Annotated in this window: 16 protein-coding genes; 7 read left to right on the forward strand and 9 right to left on the reverse strand. The window is 41.2% G+C overall.

All coding sequences use genetic code 11. The annotated features are described in order from the left end of the window. The first annotated feature begins 35 nt into the window (after window positions 1–35). From BFG52_RS03995 to BFG52_RS17470, 6 genes are all read left to right on the forward strand, one after another. The gene (locus BFG52_RS03995; RefSeq protein WP_067552913.1) at window positions 36–1,076 is read left to right on the forward strand and encodes a rod shape-determining protein; all 1,041 of its coding nucleotides are present in this window, start codon (window positions 36–38) and stop codon (window positions 1,074–1,076) included. A gap of 15 nt (window positions 1,077–1,091) precedes the next feature. After that, entirely contained in the window at window positions 1,092–1,949 is an 858-nt protein-coding gene (gene mreC / locus BFG52_RS04000) for a rod shape-determining protein MreC (protein ID WP_067552915.1), read from the forward strand. Continuing rightward, window positions 1,936–2,433 (forward strand): rod shape-determining protein MreD, encoded by a 498-nt coding sequence (gene mreD, locus BFG52_RS04005; protein WP_067552917.1) that lies wholly within the window; start codon window positions 1,936–1,938, stop codon window positions 2,431–2,433. Before mreC ends, mreD begins: the two co-directional genes overlap by 14 nt. Further along, the gene (locus tag BFG52_RS04010; protein ID WP_067552919.1) at window positions 2,421–2,981 is read left to right on the forward strand and encodes a Maf family nucleotide pyrophosphatase; all 561 of its coding nucleotides are present in this window, start codon (window positions 2,421–2,423) and stop codon (window positions 2,979–2,981) included. Before mreD ends, BFG52_RS04010 begins: the two co-directional genes overlap by 13 nt. A gap of 58 nt (window positions 2,982–3,039) precedes the next feature. Beyond that, window positions 3,040–4,494, forward strand: a complete 1,455-nt coding sequence (gene rng, locus BFG52_RS04015; protein WP_067552921.1) for a ribonuclease G — start codon at window positions 3,040–3,042, stop codon at window positions 4,492–4,494. 131 nt (window positions 4,495–4,625) lie between these two features. After that, on the forward strand, window positions 4,626–4,802 hold the full coding sequence (locus tag BFG52_RS17470; protein ID WP_407639235.1) for a PA1571 family protein: 177 nt from the start codon (window positions 4,626–4,628) through the stop codon (window positions 4,800–4,802). Between the two features lie 284 nt (window positions 4,803–5,086). On the opposite strand, the gene BFG52_RS04020 is transcribed toward BFG52_RS17470, so the two are convergent. The 8 genes from BFG52_RS04020 to lipA all read right to left on the reverse strand — a co-directional run bounded on the left by BFG52_RS04020 (window position 5,087) and on the right by lipA (window position 13,591). Further along, entirely contained in the window at window positions 5,087–6,493 is a 1,407-nt protein-coding gene (locus BFG52_RS04020; protein WP_067552923.1) for a WS/DGAT/MGAT family O-acyltransferase, read from the reverse strand. A 173-nt stretch (window positions 6,494–6,666) separates the two neighbouring features. Then, window positions 6,667–7,407, reverse strand: a complete 741-nt coding sequence (locus BFG52_RS04025; protein WP_067552925.1) for a phosphoadenylyl-sulfate reductase — start codon at window positions 7,405–7,407, stop codon at window positions 6,667–6,669. A gap of 179 nt (window positions 7,408–7,586) precedes the next feature. Continuing rightward, complete coding sequence (locus BFG52_RS04030; protein ID WP_067552927.1) at window positions 7,587–8,930, reverse strand: OmpP1/FadL family transporter; 1,344 nt, start codon at window positions 8,928–8,930, stop codon at window positions 7,587–7,589. Window positions 8,931–9,408: 478 nt separating this feature from the next. After that, window positions 9,409–9,750 carry a DUF3325 domain-containing protein gene (locus BFG52_RS04035; RefSeq protein WP_067552929.1) on the reverse strand — a complete coding sequence of 114 codons (342 nt, stop codon included), beginning with the start codon at window positions 9,748–9,750 and terminating at the stop codon, window positions 9,409–9,411. After that, window positions 9,747–11,417, reverse strand: coding sequence for a PepSY-associated TM helix domain-containing protein (locus BFG52_RS04040; protein WP_067552931.1), 1,671 nt, complete (start codon window positions 11,415–11,417; stop codon window positions 9,747–9,749). The genes BFG52_RS04035 and BFG52_RS04040 overlap by 4 nt, the downstream gene beginning before the upstream one ends. 2 nt (window positions 11,418–11,419) lie before the next feature. Then, window positions 11,420–11,785, reverse strand: coding sequence for a hypothetical protein (locus BFG52_RS04045; RefSeq protein WP_099092615.1), 366 nt, complete (start codon window positions 11,783–11,785; stop codon window positions 11,420–11,422). A 177-nt stretch (window positions 11,786–11,962) separates the two neighbouring features. Then, window positions 11,963–12,352 (reverse strand): carboxymuconolactone decarboxylase family protein, encoded by a 390-nt coding sequence (locus tag BFG52_RS04050; RefSeq protein WP_067552933.1) that lies wholly within the window; start codon window positions 12,350–12,352, stop codon window positions 11,963–11,965. 225 nt (window positions 12,353–12,577) lie between these two features. Further along, window positions 12,578–13,591, reverse strand: coding sequence for a lipoyl synthase (gene lipA / locus BFG52_RS04055; protein WP_067552935.1), 1,014 nt, complete (start codon window positions 13,589–13,591; stop codon window positions 12,578–12,580). 194 nt (window positions 13,592–13,785) lie between these two features. Here lipA and sthA point away from each other — a divergent pair, with 194 nt between their 5' ends. Then, the gene (gene sthA, locus BFG52_RS04060; protein ID WP_067552937.1) at window positions 13,786–15,201 is read left to right on the forward strand and encodes a Si-specific NAD(P)(+) transhydrogenase; all 1,416 of its coding nucleotides are present in this window, start codon (window positions 13,786–13,788) and stop codon (window positions 15,199–15,201) included. A 163-nt stretch (window positions 15,202–15,364) separates the two neighbouring features. Here the strand turns inward: sthA and BFG52_RS04065 are convergent, their stop codons facing one another. Then, window positions 15,365–16,501 (reverse strand): OmpW/AlkL family protein, encoded by a 1,137-nt coding sequence (locus BFG52_RS04065; protein ID WP_067552939.1) that lies wholly within the window; start codon window positions 16,499–16,501, stop codon window positions 15,365–15,367. Window positions 16,502–16,620 lie beyond the last annotated feature (119 nt).

Here is a 16,620-nt window from a genome sequence, read left to right on the forward strand (position 1 = left end):
TTGCGACTACATAAAAGTTTAACTGGGAAAGACCCGTGATTCTAAAACGACTAATTGGCTTGTTTTCACCAGATCTTGCCATCGATCTAGGTACAGCAAATACTCTTATTTATGCTCCAGGACGGGGTATCATCTTGAATGAACCAACAGTTGTGGCGATTCGTCACAGTGGTTCGCAAAAAATTGTTGCTGCCGTAGGCTTGGACGCTAAGCAAATGCTTGGTCGGACACCTGCCAATATCTCAGCAATTCGTCCAATGAAGGATGGGGTGATTGCTGATTTTGAAGTAACTGAAACTATGTTGAACCAATTTATTGGAAAAGTACACGAAAAACGTCTTTTTCCACCTGCACCACGGGTCGTGGTATGCGTACCATGCAAATCTACTTTGGTTGAGCGTCGTGCCATTCGCGAGGCAGTTTTTAATGCGGGTGCGCGTGATGTCCGTCTTATTGAAGAACCAATGGCTGCTGCGATTGGTGCGGGGATGCCTGTAGAGCAAGCATGTGGCTCTATGGTGGTTGATGTGGGCGGTGGTACCACAGAAATTGCGATTATTTCCCTACAAGGTTGTGTTTATGCAGATTCATTACGCATCGGTGGGGATGTATTTGATGAGCAAATCATTAACTATGTCCGTAAAGCACATGGTTGTGTTATCGGTGAAACCACTGCTGAAATTATTAAAAAAGAAGTCGGCATGGCAATCTCTGATGACACCGTACTTGAGATTGAAGTACGTGGACGTAATCTTGCTGAGGGGGTGCCTCGCGCCATTACCGTCACCTCAGAAGAAGTCACTCAAGCCATCACTGATCCATTGCAAAGCATCGTCAGCGCTGTCAAATCTGCATTAGAACAAACACCACCTGAATTATCTTCAGATATTGCAGAACGTGGTATTGTTTTGACTGGTGGCGGTGCATTATTGCGTAATCTCGATAAACTACTGTCAAAAGAAACAGGCTTGCCCGTTGTTGTGGCTGAAGATCCACTAACCTGTGTAACACGTGGGGGTGGGAAAGTCTTAGAGTTCTTCGATAATCCTAATCATGATATGCTTTTTGTCGGCTAATTTAAGGATTCGGCGGTGCAACCAAATCTGTTTTCAACTCAACCGCCATCTTTTCGCTCCTTTATCATTGCGGTCTTTGTATGCTTGGTGATGTTATTCTTTAACTGGCGCATGCCGCATTTGATACAGCCGGCAAGAGATGTTTTGTATGCCGCATATAATCCTATTTATGCGCTTGCAAGCTATCCTGTATTGTCAAAAGAATGGCTTAATCAACAAACTAAGTCTGAAGTGCAGTTACGTCGGGAAAATACGGCTATGCGTGCTGAGCTGTTACAAGCTCAGGTACGTCTACAGAAATTATCCGAGCTTTCAGCAGAAAATACCCGTTTAAGAGGTTTGCTCGATACACCTTTAATTATTGATGGACGTATGGAAATAGCGGAAGTGATCGGTACCGATGCCAATCCTCTACGTCATATTATTGTCATTAACCGTGGTGCAACCAGCCAGATTAAAGTCGGGCAAACTGTATTAGATGATCAAGGGATTATGGGGCAGGTGATTAGTGTTTATCCACATAGTAGCCGCGTCATGCTACTGTCAGATAAAGAACACTCTTTGTCAGTCCGCTTGGAGAACTCGGGCATGCGCGCCATTGTATCGGGTACCGGTGATTTAGGGCGCTTAAAAATGGAATATGTCCCGACAAGTGCAAAAATAAAAGTCGGTGATCGTGTATTTAGTTCTGGTTTAGGGCAACATTTTCCCGCAGGTTATTTGGTGGGGACGGTTTCAAAAGTGATGCAACACACCTCAGGTGAATTTGCACAAATTGATGTCGCACCAGCAGCTCAGCTAGCCGGTGGTCATCATGTGGTTGTGCTGTTTTCAGATTCTCTTGCGATGGAGCAACCTCATGCTGATCGCTAAAAAATTATCAGGACATAAACCACAACGCGATCCACTCTTCGTTATTATTGTCAGTATTATTATTGCCTCAGTATTGGTGGTCTATCCTTTATCTTATGCTATCGCAGGATGGCGACCGCTGTTTATGTTTGTGGTGATGTTATTCTGGATTTTGTGTCAGCCGACATGGTGTGGGGTGTGGTTTTCATTTACGATTGGTATTTATGCAGATCTCTTGCTAGATGCACCCTTGGGAATGAATGCTTTAAGCTATGTGATGATTGCATTTATTATCCGTTATCTCATTCGTGAAAAACGCGTCCTCACCTTTAATAATCTATGGGTAATCGTCATGATTGCCATTGCTGCGCATTTATTATTGACACTACTGATGCAAGCTATGGCCGGCATGAACTTTTCTATTACGCGTCATTGGCAGCCGTTGTTGAGTAGTATTTTACTTTGGCCGCTGGTGTATTATTGCCTAAAAAGATGGCGAATTTAATTTTAGCTTCAAGCTCGCCCAGACGGCAGCAGCTGTTACAACAGCTGGGCTTGGTATTTAGCTGCTATAGCCCAGAAATTGATGAGTCTGTGTTGCCACACGAAAACGCCTCACAATATGTGTTACGTCTAGCGCAGCTAAAAGCGCAAACTGTCAGCCAAAATTTCCCTGCCGATACGATTATTGCGGCAGATACCTGCATTGCTTTAGATGGTCAAATTATAACTAAGCCACAAAATAAGCAACATGCATTCCAAATTTGGTCGGCATTATCGGGTCGGCAACATCAAGTTCTCACAGCTATTTGTGTGAGAAAACAACAAAAAGTGCTGAGCCAAGTGGTACAGACACAGGTTGAGTTTCAACGCTTGAGCGTGCAAGATATGGAATATTACTGGGCGACAGGTGAAGCACAAGATAAAGCAGGTGCTTATGCGATTCAAGGGATTGCCGCACAGTATATTGTTGCTATAACAGGCAGTTATAGTAATGTAGTAGGATTGCCATTACACGAGACGATGCAGTTATTAAAAGCGCTAGATACTTAGAAACAAGTTTTTAAGCCGGCATTTATACAGAATTTTGTTTTTTGATTTGAGTGGGATTATGTCTGAAGAGCTGCTGATTAACGTCACACCCATGGAATGTCGTGTTGCCTTAATTGAAAATGGTACTGCCAATGAGTTATTCGTTGAGCGTACAGTCAAACGCGGATTGGTTGGTAATATTTACAAAGGTAAGGTGGTGCGTGTTTTACCGGGTATGCAAGCCGCTTTTGTTGATATTGGTCTGTCACGTACAGCTTTTCTGCATATTAATGATATGGTTTGGCCACGTAATCAACCCACGCCCAATGTATTTGAACTTTTACAACCAGGACAAATACTCACAGTTCAAGTGATGAAGGATATGTTAGGCACCAAAGGTGCTCGCTTGACGACAGATTTATCCATTCCTTCTCGCTATCTGGTGTTAATGCCATTTGGAAGTTATATTGGCGTCTCTCAACGTATTGAACAAGAAGAAGAGCGTGAAAGACTGCGCAATATTATCGAGTCTATTCAAGCAGAGCATCAGCTTCCAGGTAGTGTCATTGTCCGTACGGCAGCTGAAGGCGTCGAAGATGCAGCATTGGCGCAAGATATGGCATATCTCAATAAGCTTTGGGAATATATTCAGCGTAAACAAAGTAGTGTATTGGTTCCATCTCTGATATTTGAAGAATTACCTTTGCCGCAGCGGGTTATTCGTGATTTGGCTAATGAGAATACAACAAAAATTTATGTAGATTCACGGGAAATTCACGGGAAATTAAAAGATTTTGTCGATGAATTTGTGCCGACGATGCAAGATCGATTATTGCATTATCCTGGCGAACGTCCGATCTTTGATCTGTACAATGTTGAAGAAGATATTCAAAAAGCCTTGCAAACGCGTGTGGCTCTTAAATCAGGTGGTTATCTGATGATTGACCAAACTGAGGCGATGACAACATTCGATGTCAATACTGGATCTTATGTGGGAGGGCGAACACTGGAAGATACGGTATTTAAGACCAACATGGAAGCAACCCAAGTGATTGCGCGCCAGTTACGATTACGTAATTTAGGCGGCATTATTATTATTGACTTCATTGATATGCAAGAAGCGGTACATCGTGAAGAAGTCATGGGGCAATTTGAAAAAATGTTGGAACGCGATCATGCCAAAACCAAAATTACCCAAGTTTCTGAATTGGGTCTGGTTGAAATGACGCGAAAAAGAACCCGAGAATCACTGGAGCATTTGCTTTGTGAGTCCTGTCCTACTTGCCAAGGGCGAGGCTATGTGAAGACCGCAGAGACAGTGTGTTACGAAATTTTTCGAGAGATTCTACGCTATGCCCGAGCTTTTCAATCCCAGAGTAGCTTTACTGTTATTGCCCATCCGGCAGTCATCGATCGCTTGCTAACAGCCGAAGCACCAGCAGTCGCTGATTTAGAACATTTTATTCATCGCGTTATAAAATTTCAGGTGGAAAATCTCTATACGCAAGAGCAATATGATGTCATTTTAAGTTGAAATTGTAACGATATATCGCTTAATCCTTGTTACATCTAAAATTTTACATTTAAGCTTAATTTTAGAATACTAGACCAAAATAAGTAGCCATAGACACTCTCCTATTTTCTGTCTTAGCAAGTGAGGTCAAAATGCAATTAAGCGATAAAATTACTACACGTAGTATCCAACACTTTACGCAATCACCGCGTAAAAATAATACATGTGTTATGTTGGATGATAATGGTCAGGAAACACATATAACCAAAGCGATGGTTGTTTCTATCTGCCAGCAACTTCTTAAACAATGTCGTAATATTAAAAGCTAAGGGGTATCAAATACCCCTTGGGTTTCTCTTTTTATATAGTCTTGCTTGAATGTCCATATAATATTTTGCTTTGTTCTATTGATATGCTTATATAATAAAAAAGAATTTTCTTATTTTAAAATGTCTAAATTTTTCTTGATCAAAAAAACGACGCCTATTTTTGACCTATTGCTTAAAAACCACATAGCTCATAGCTTTGCTCATATATAGCTGATGTGCAAAAGATAACAAGCCACTGAGGGTTTAGCTCAGTGGCTTGTTGGTATAGGATATGTTATGTGGGGCTAAGCGCGTTTTTTAAACTCAATAGTTGAATCTGGTGATTCTAAAAGAAGTTTCTGTTTTTCAGTAATGAGCTGTTCAAACTGAGTGATTTCTTCTTCAAGATGAATTAACAAACTCTGCATTTTGGGTAAGGTTTTACGACAACCAATTAAACCTACTTCAAGCTTATTTAAATAGCTTGTCATGGTGATATTCAATGCTTGCCCATCTAATACAATAGAAGAAGGATATAATGCATCGAGTTGTGCTCCATTCCAGTATAAGGGTTCTTTAGGCCCTGGAACATTCGAGATGACAATATTAAAAGCTTGATGTTTAGGAAATGCACCTAACAAAACATTTAAACCAGATGGACCATAAACACAGGCACTATAGTTTAAAATCTCTTCACTGCTCATCCGATTAAAACGTTGTTTTGCACTTTGTACGCTACGTTTAATCATTTCTAAGCGTGCGAGTGGATGATTTTGATTGGTTCCAAGATTTGCCAATATCATAGTAATTCGATTACTCAAATCAGAATCATCATTACGTATTGATGCGGGAACCATGGCAACCAATGGTTTTTCTGGCAAGGCATCATGACTGATTAAATATTGACGCAGTGCACCAGAACAGACGGCTAGGATCACATCATTGATGGTAACACCGAGCGCTTTAGAGATTTTTTTAAAGCGGTCTAAATCAAAGGACTGCGCTGCAAAACGGCGTGATGCGCTGACACGTTGATTTAAGATACTGCTCGGTGCTTGAAAGGTTGAAACATGATCTGGATTTTTACTGTCTTTAAAAATTGTTTGATAGAGCTCTTGTGTTGCTTTTGGAACAGCTGCAGCATGTTCTTTGATACTACTTAAAACGCCTTTCATTCGGCTGATTTTGCTCAGTTGTAAGCGTTTGCTGCGATGACTGGCGACACACCATGGTGGCACTATACGTTTATCTTTAGGGTCATTAGATAGGGATTTTTCAATAAGCCGCATTGCTGCGACACCATCCACCATTGCATGGTGAATTTTGAAGTACATTGCAAAACGATTATCTTCAATACCTTCAATAATATGACAGGTCCAGAGTGGTTTAGCACGGTCAATTAAACTGCTGTGTTCTTGAGAAATGTAGGTCAGCAATTCCCGAATACGACCCGGCTGTGGTAAAGCGATATGTCTGAAGTGATGGTCTATATCAAATTCACTATCCTCATCCCAAAATAAGCCGTTGAGACGGTTATTGAAGGGGGGAACGGGGATAGATTGTGAATTACGAATATCCATCACCAGATCTTGGATAAACGTTGCTGGCGCATGATCCGGTATTTTAAATAAAAATAATCCACCAACATGCATCGGTTGTTGTCTTTTCTCGAGTGAGAGAAAAATAAAATCAATCGGGTGTAATGGGCGCATAGTCTTGTGTTGCCTCACTGCATAATAAACGGCAAATCGTGTATGAATGCCGACTTTCTTAGTATTATCCTACAATTTAAAATTATACTGTTAAGTATAGGGACTTTAATTGCCATTCAGCTAAAATCTAGCGTATCTAAAGTAAATAAAAAAATAAAACTTAATGCAAGCAATTATTTAGAAGATTGTAAATTGCCTGCATGTAGTCCACATTCTTTATGTGTTGCTTCTTCCCACCACCAGCGTCCTTCACGTTCATGTTGATTGGGGAGTACCGGACGAGTACATGGCTCACAACCTATAGAAATAAAGCCTTTCTCATGTAGCGCATTGTATGGAATTTCCATTAAACGAATATAATCCCAAACTTCACGACTGGTCCAATTTGCTAGTGGGTTGTATTTAATTAAGTTTTTATTCTCACCAGACATAGCAAGGTCTAATTCAATAACTGGAATATTCTGTCGGGTCCCTGGGCTTTGATCTTTACGCTGCCCTGTAATCCAACCATCGAGTGTTGCTAATTTCTGACGAAGTGGTTGTACTTTGCGTATGCCACAACATTGCTGATGTCCGTCGTTAAAAAAACTAAATAAACCTTTTTCTTGTACTAAATCTTGTACGGCTTGAGCATTTGGGAAGCAAATTTCGATGTTGATGTTGTAGTGTTGACGGACTTTCTCTAAAAATTGATATGTTTCAGGGTGTAGTCGACCAGTATCAAGACTAAAGACACGAAAGGGTACACCGAGTTGCGCAGCGATATCAATGAGGACAACATCTTCAGCACCTGAAAATGAAATTGCCACTTCACCTTGTTGCTGTAGGGCTAATTGCATAATTTCTCGCGGAGACTTGTCGTTATATTCTGTTGCGAGTGCATCAATCAGATCAATCGTTGGGATAGCGGTCATCATTGCTCCTGGCTATGTGCTTGAAGCGTTTCAAGATATTAAGGTGCTAAGGATTTTAATCGAAAAGCACAGTATTTCTTAGCACTATAAACTAAATACTTATGAGAAATTATGATTTATAGGGCTGTTATAAAAAATAAGCGCCTTAAGGCGCTTATTTTTGAGTCAACTGGGAAAAATTAGAAGCGGTAACCCATTTTTAAACCATACGCAATAGCATGGCTGTCCGAGAACTCAGCAACGTAGTCAGAACCACCCGCTTGTGCACCGGTTTGAGCTTTGGCATCGCCAAGCCAGAAATATTTCACACCCGCAGCAATAAAGGTTGCCGGTGTTGGGCTAAACTGTGCGCCTAAACCTACGTTCCAGAAACCTTCTGTTGGACCGAGTGTCGTTACTGGGTTGCCTGCACCAGAGTCCCAACCCACAGAGAAGTTACCCGCCCACTGTTCAGAGAATTTACGTCCTACACCAGCAGTAACCGACCACTGATCATCAGCGTATTCAACTAGGTTAAAGCCATTTGGTCGCTCCACTGCTTTACCTACAATCTCTGACACTTTACCAAATTTATATGGCTGTAAAGAGAAGTCTTTCCAGTTGACCCAACGGACATTGGCGAAGGCGACGGTATTTGCCATGATCCCAGTTTGGAAATCAAGGTTTACAGATTGTGGGGTAGTAATTGTGGTTTTACCTTCAGCTTGGTTGGCTGCCATTGCACCCGCAACGATTGGTAAATAAGCCTGTGCTTCAGGTGGAAGGAGTCCACCAATCACTGCAGGGTTAATGCTAGATAGATTATCCAGCATTGCAATAGATTCTCTGATATTTACTTTGTGATCAATTTCTGAGCGATAAGTAATCGATGCTTTTAATGCGATATCTGGAATTTGATATGCCACACCCGCTAACCAACCTGCACCACCGGTTTCTTTGATGTTGGCATCATAGCCATTATAAATACTATAGGCTTTACCACGTAGGCTGACATTCCCTTTTACCGTTTGGTAGACACCACCACCATAAATATTCCAGTTATCGGTTGGTTGATAACCAAACACTAAGGAAATATTTTGTGTATCAACTTCTACATTGGTATTGCCTGTCACGCTATCTCGTTTTGATAACGCACCAATTTGTGCGTTATTGACAGGAAGTTTACCCAATATTGGATCAGTTGGTGAGGCAACAAAAGAGTTTTCACCACTATAAGCCGCTTTAGCGCCGAAGGGTTGATCGTATAATAGACCGAAAGAAAATTGATCCGTAAGTTGTAATTTCAATGTCGCAGCAGGGAAGTAGTAATCATCTGCCATATTGGAGATATTTCGACCACCGTTTGCACTGGTTTCCTTACCTGAAACAGATGGATCTAAAATAGAGATACCCGCTTCAAAATAATTTCCTGGTTGTAAGAATCCAGCCATAGACTGACCTGAACGGTCCATTGCGGCAGCGAAGGCGCCTACGGATGGTAATGCTGTAGAAAGCATTGCTATAGTTAACATTTTTAATTTCATTTTAATTTTTCCCTAAAACGCTAAAATGAATCATTTGAAGCCACGATAATCAGAGCTTCAGATTAGTGTGTACACAACTAATTCGACATAAATAAATATTAAATTTACTTCTAATTACAAAATAACATATAAGAAATAAGAGTAAATACTCTACAGCGATAAAATTTGATCAATTATGAACTCATTAGTTCAAAAAATACTAGTTTAATACACTTTTAGCTGCATGATGCGGCAACTTGAGTTGAATAACTAAAAAATCTCATGAAGTTTTAAGTAAGAAATATCGTCAATATATAGGATGTATTTACAGTTATGATCCGATCGATACTCGCGATTAATTCATCGTTATACTTGTAAAAAAACTCAACAGGATAAACGCCATTTTCTCTGGGTTTATCCTGTTGATGGTTGAAAAGGTTGCAAGGATATTGATGGCTCAAGTGGATTGTATTGCAGATTTACGCTGCTGTGATTTGGCTTAGCGGCTTATCGCTAAGAGACAGGCCAAAATAAAACTAGCAATAACCGTGGCGACAACTCTCTTAAAGTGCTTTTCTAAATAGCTGAGTGTAAAGCCGACCAAGAGGGCTGCAAAGCTGATTGCACCAACCCAATAACTCATGCCTAGGCTGGGAGAATAGCGGAATAAGCTATAAATAAAGGAAATAATTAAAATTCCCCAACCTAAATAAAACAGTATTTTAGATTGTTGTACAGATAAGGTTTTTTCAAACACTTGTTTTTGGTGCTTGCTCATACTGCTACAAATACTGAACAGCCCCAATGTCATGGCAGACCACAATAAAACAATGTTGATCATGCCGTTTCTCCTGTGTGGGCTTTACTTTTCACGGGTGTCTTTGCCTTGGCTTTATTTTTAGGGTCAAACATAGACTTATGTTTTTTTAATTGCTTAAACGCCCAGAAAAACAGTACTGCAAAGCATAAACACATCAAATCAAAGCTGGCAATCATCCATTGACCTTGTGCCATGCTACGCCATAAGGGAGCACCGCCAGTCAAAATATTCAATACAGGTACAAATGCATAAGCTATTGCTGTAATGAGTAACAGTTCTAACCATGCTTGACGATGATTACGGAAACTTGCATAGATAAAGCTTATTAACCATGTCATCAGGAAACAACGGATTTCCCATTGTGTGCGCATCTCAATTGCGATGGGTAATAGACGGTTGGCATAGAAATATGCAGTCACTGCCAAGGGTAGCCCGATGATGGTACCGATATTGGCGATTTCAACAAAGCGATAGGATTTACTGATATAGCCTTGTTTGAATTGTTGAGGGGCGCGTTTGATACACCATAAAACAAGTCCGGTCGCAATCATGAAGCTGCCCAGCACACCCGATAAAAATAAAATCCAACGTAAAACAATATCTACCCCACGTGCTTCATGTAAGGCAGTGAATACATTATAAATACCCAGTGAAACAGGCACAGATTGAGCCGTAGTTTGCTCTGCAAGAAGTTGCCCAGTTACGGCGTTAAACTGTAGGGTAGGGGTGCTATTACGCATCACCACACTATTGGCATGTTGGGCGCGAAATTCTACGCTTGCTTTGGCAGTGTTGGGGGCATTGACTTGTATGCTTCGAATGGGGTTATCGCCCCATTGTGCTTTTACTTGTTGAATCATTGGCATAAAGTCAGCCATTGCCACAGCTTCTGGTGTTGCTCGTTTGGCTTTACGATCCGGACGTTCTTCACGGGTTTGTGCCGTACGATTGTTATTGCCACCACGCATTTCTTGAAAGAAGCCCATTGTTTCTGGGTAGGCTTGTTTGATACCCCAAGGCATGAAAATAAACATCAGCAGTAATAAACCACTAAAGGTAATCATGAGGTGAAAGGGTAAAGCCAATACTGCGGTTGCATTATGAGCATCCAGCCACGAGCGTTGCCCTTTACCTGGTCGAAAAGTGAAAAAATCTTGAAAGATTTTTTTGTGGGTAATGACGCCACTAATAATTGCAACCAACATCAGTAGGGTTGCAAAACCGACAATCCACCGCCCCCAGATGACAGGCATGCCATACAGTTCAAAGTGGAAGCGATAGAAGAAACCGCCTCCGCGTGTTTCACGTGCTTTTAATACTTCACCTGTTTGGCTGTCGAGAATGACGCGTTCACCACCACGGCGCCCATTATTTTCTTCTCCAGCTTTACGGATACTTAAATCTGTTGTGGTTTGTCTACTGTTTGGAAGTTGAATGGACCAGCTAGCGGCATCCGCTGCATGATGTTGTAAATAGTTGAGTGCTACAGCGGTTTGTTGTTGTGAAGATGCTGGAGCAACGGATTGATGAAATTCGGGTTTCATCCATACCGTCATTTCATTTTGGAAAAAACTTAATGTTCCCGTGACAAAGACTGCATACAGTAACCAACCTAATAATAAGCTGCTCCAAGTATGCAACCATGACATGCTTTGGCGAGGACCTTCAACTTTATAATCTGGACGCATGTTTATAGTCCTACCTTGACATAAATGGTGAGTAATAATGCTGGAATCAATACTCCAAGGGTTGCTTTGAGGGTTTTGTTAACCATAAAAACCCAAATGAATACCGCTGCATAAATGGCAAATGCCCAAAGTGTGGCACTCATAGCTGCGGTAAATGGATTTGAAGTAAAGAATTTGGCAATCGCACGTGCAGCCATCATGGCAAGGAAATAACCACCAACAATGGCAAGTACAAAGCGGTATAGCACCATCAATCGATAAGACAGAGTGAGTTCTTGGTTTTTCTTGGCGGGACGTTTTTTCGGCGTTGTGACGACTTTCGCGGTTGTCATCGCATCATTCATGGAGTCTGGCGTATTACTTTGCATGATCAACGAGCAATTGATAAAATTACCAAATGATAACAATTATTATTTTTATTTCAATTAAAAAAGATAAATTCCTCATTTAAAGAAGATATAAGTTGACTCAGTTGTAGATTTAGTCATGAGAAATGTCGATGATATTTCTCATGTTTGCAATAAATTTATATTAAAAATAATAACTTAGAGTGATTTATCTTGATGGTCTTCGATGACCTCTAGTGCTGCACGGAATGCTTCTTGTGCGGCAGGTGCGCCACAATAGGGAAGGCTATGGAGCAAGACTTCTTGAATTTCTTCAATAGAAGCACCGTTATTGAGTGCGCCACGAACATGACCCTTTAACTCTGTTGGGCTTTTGAGTGCAGTTAAAAAAGCAATAGTAATCAACGAGCGATATTTTAAGGGTAAGACTTCTTGGCGTTGCCATGTCGATCCCCAAGCGTGTTCATTAATCCAATCTTGGAGAGGCTCGGTAAAGGGTACGGTATTTTGTTGTGCACGTTGTACAAAAGCATCCCCCATGACTTGACGACGTACGGCTAAACCTTGTTGCTGATCTTGTTGTGACATAGTCTTTATTTCCCGTGACTGCTTAATTTTAAAGGGTAAGTAAATTACTCTAACCTTAGCTTAATCAGGGTGCAATACTGATAGGAAAACCCTAGGGTTGAAATTTTATCCGATTGAAAAATAACTTGATCAATATAAAAAGCATTCGATCTAATATAAAAATAGCCCATAATAGGTTGATTATGAGCTATTTCTGACTTACAGAGCAGTTCTGTAGCGCAGTTTTTAGGCTTCGATCACCTGTACTGCAATTTTCTTTGCAGGATTAACCTTACGGCGTACACCTGGAACTGGTTCACCATAATATTGACGATCAGCAAAATAACTTGAGCGTACCATCGGTGCAGCCCAAATATTTCTGAAACCAAGCTTTTGACCATGTTCTGTATAACGTTCGAACTCTTCTGGAGTTACAAAACGGTCAATCGGCGCATGTTGCTTCGATGGCTGTAAATACTGACCAATGGTGACATAGTCAACATCATGTGCTTTTAGATCATCAAGTAGATCAAGCACTTCTTGCTCAGTTTCACCAATGCCAACCATGAGACCACATTTGGTTGGGATGTCTGGGCAGTATTCTTTAAACATTTTCAATAAATTTAAAGAGTGCTGATAATCAGAACCTGGACGCATGGCTTTATACAAACGCGGCACAGTCTCGATATTGTGGTTAAATACATCCGGTGGGCACTCGGTCATAATGCGTAGGGCTATATCCATACGCCCACGGAAGTCGGGCACTAAAATTTCTAACAATGTATTGGGGCTAAGCTGGCGAGCATGCTGAATACAATCTACAAAATGTTGTGCGCCACCATCGATTAGGTCATCGCGGTCCACTGAAGTGATTACTGCATATTTTAGACCCAGATTGGCAATGGTTTCAGCCATATGCTGCGGCTCATCGGGATCTAAAGCATTGGGACGACCATGTGCGACATCGCAAAAAGGACAGCGGCGTGTACAGATATCACCCATAATCATAAAGGTTGCCGTCCCGCCACCAAAGCACTCTGGTAAATTCGGGCAAGCAGCCTCTTCACAAACAGTATGTAACTTTTGTGCACGTAAAGTGGTCTTAATGCGCTGAACCTCATCTGGTGCAGCCATTTTGACGCGAATCCAATCGGGTTTTCGTGGCGTTTCAACCGTAGGAATAACTTTGACAGGTATGCGCGCAACTTTTTCTGCGCCTCTCAGTTTGACACCCTGTTCAGGTTTACGGTTTGCTGACATAACTAAATTTCCACTTTTTGACGAGGGATACACCTGTCTATTATAACCAAAATGTAAAATCATGGGTTAAAAAGACTATTCATTTACAAAATGTAGTCATCACATAATATATGCAGTTGAAATAAAGAAAAAAAGAGCAGATTAGGTCATAATAGTGCGCAGTTGTAATGATGATTTAGAATAAGGAGCTTTGAATGCCACGTAAAAAAGAAATCGTTGCTGGGAATTTCCTGAAGTTTGATGCCGTGGTGCTCGGTTCAGGACCGGCAGGAGAAGGCGCGGCAATGAAGCTGGCAAAATCAGGGATGCGCGTCGCGATAGTTGAAATTCGTGATCAACTCGGCGGTAATTGTAGCCATGTTGGAACGATTCCGAGTAAAGCATTACGACAAACAGTATCTAGCATTATTCGTTTTCAGCGTGATCCACTATTTCAAAAAGATCGTAATTGGAAGCAGGTCACGGTAAAGCAAGTATTACGCCATGCCCACAAGGTTATTCAACAACAGGTTGATACCCACAGTCGGTTCTATGATCGTAACGATATTGAAGTTTTTCATGGTCGTGCCTATGTTCAAGACAAGAACACCGTTTTGGTGTTTAGTGAAGATGGCATTAAAGAAACTTTAATTTTTAAACAATTGGTTGTTGCGACAGGTAGCCGCCCATATCGCCCACAAGGTTTAGATTTTAATCATCCACGCGTATTTGATTCAGATAAAATTTTAGATCTAGACTACACCATCCATAAAATCATTATTTATGGCGCTGGGGTGATTGGTTGTGAGTATGCATCCATTTTTATTGGTTTAGGTCTAAAGGTTGATCTCATCAATACGCAACATAAATTACTCAGTTATTTAGATGATGAAATTTCTGATGCGTTGTCTTACCACCTACGCGAGCAGGGCGTTTTGATTCGTCATAATGAGCAAATTGATCATTTAGAAACATCGGATGACCATGTGGTGCTCTATCTGCAAAGCGGTAAAAAGATTAAAGCAGATGCAATCCTTTGGTGTAATGGACGTTCTGGCAATACCGATGGCTTAGGACTCGAAAATGTCGGTATCACACCGAATAGTCGTGGTCAGTTGGCTGTAAATGATCAATACCAAACTGAAGTAGAGAACATCTACGCAGCAGGTGATGTGATTGGTTGGCCTTCACTCGCCTCAGCGGCTTATGACCAAGGGCGATGTGCAGGCGCCAACATGAGTGGTGAACAGGATGTAAAACCTGTGGTGGATATTCCAACAGGGATTTACACCATTCCTGAAATTTCCTCAATTGGGAAAACGGAACAACAATTGACTGAAGAGAAGATTCCTTACGAAGTGGGACAATCTTCATTTAGACATTTGGCTCGTGCACAAATTACAGGCGATACCGTGGGTGAGCTGAAGATTTTATTCCACCGTGATACTTTAGAAATCTTGGGAATTCATTGCTTTGGTAATAATGCAGCTGAAATTATTCATATTGGTCAAGCGGTAATGCAAAGTCCGAACAACACGATTAAATATTTTGTGGAAACAACCTTTAACTACCCGACTATGGCAGAAGCTTATCGTGTGGCAACATTAAATGGTATGAATCGTTTATTTTAACGGTTGATTTTTTTCTATAGGCAACCCGTTGTGGTTGCCTATTTTATTTTTTATTGTTTTTGTTGTTTAGCTTTTAGCTTTTAGCTTTTAGCTTGTTGCGATGCTTATTGAAAACTGAAGCAAATTTAAATTTCAGGCTTGCCGTGATTGACGTTGTCGACACTTAAAAGCGATAGCCTAATCCAAGATAAGTTATGATCGGGTCAATATCGATTTTGGTTTTACTTTGAATCAAGGTTTTGCCACTTTGACGATCAGTTACTCGAATATCAGCTTCATTATTTAGCTTTGCATAACTCAGCGACGCGACTGCAAACCAGCGCGGATTGAAATCATAACTTGCACCTAGCGTGACAATCGGTGCAAAAGCATCGCTGGTTTTTACTTTGACTTCGGGGTCGGCGCTGGAAAGACTGCCCTCTAAGGCTGCACCTGCTTGATTATCTAAAATATTTTGTACTTTATGCCCAGCACTGATGAGATCAGATTCAATTGCTGGGTTGAGTTGTACTTTATCGAAATAAGCGTACATTACACCGATGCCGACATAGGGGCGAAATTTATTGATCCCAGAACGACCAAATTGATAATGTATTTCTGCTGCTGGTAGCCACGCACGAACAGAAGCAGCTTGATCTCCTTGTGCTAAGTCGGTAATCGCAATAGGCTTGTCGAGTGGAATAGGGCCAATGCCATCAATGAGCTGATTGGCAATATTATTTATAATCCCAGATGGGAGATTGCCTTCTGGTGTGGCAACCCCTGTGAAGGGAGCAAAAATTTGTCCTTTACCACTGATATCAACTTTGGGCGGAATACCTGCTTTGAGTTCTAAGGACCAATGATCGGTAAAATAGTAATTTGCCATGATACCCAGTGTATCCACGGCATTGGCTTCTAAGCCAGTATTGGCATTCTGCCATTGTTCTATGCCTTGTACATTGACGCGTCCACTCATCTCGGGAGTGAGCGTGCCATCTTGGATGATGCCAATGAATTCTCCTGCACTGGCAACGGTATTGAGCCGTTTTTGTGCTGCCTCACCGGCACTGGTTGCAGCAACCGCATCATTAACGGTATCGAGTTTGATTGTTCCGACACGATAATCACCGTTTAAAGCACCTGTGGCTATATGAAAGGGATTGGCTTGACCCAAGGGGGCTGCATGTAACCAACCCGCTGAAATTGAAAAGCGCTTAAACGTATGCGCTTGAGATATTTTAAAATCATCACTTTCGGCATAACTGTTGATGGGAGAGGTGACAACTGCTAGACCTAAAATTATTGTTTTATTGTTCATATAAAAGGCTCCATGCCGAGTTATTTTGATTATTTGAACTCTTATTATTCAGGCTTAAATTTTTTTTAAATGATTGATTATGCTTGAATAGGTGTAATTCTTGTTTGTTTAGAGCGTGA

This window comes from Acinetobacter larvae (genome assembly GCF_001704115.1).
GTDB lineage: Bacteria > Pseudomonadota > Gammaproteobacteria > Pseudomonadales > Moraxellaceae > Acinetobacter > Acinetobacter larvae.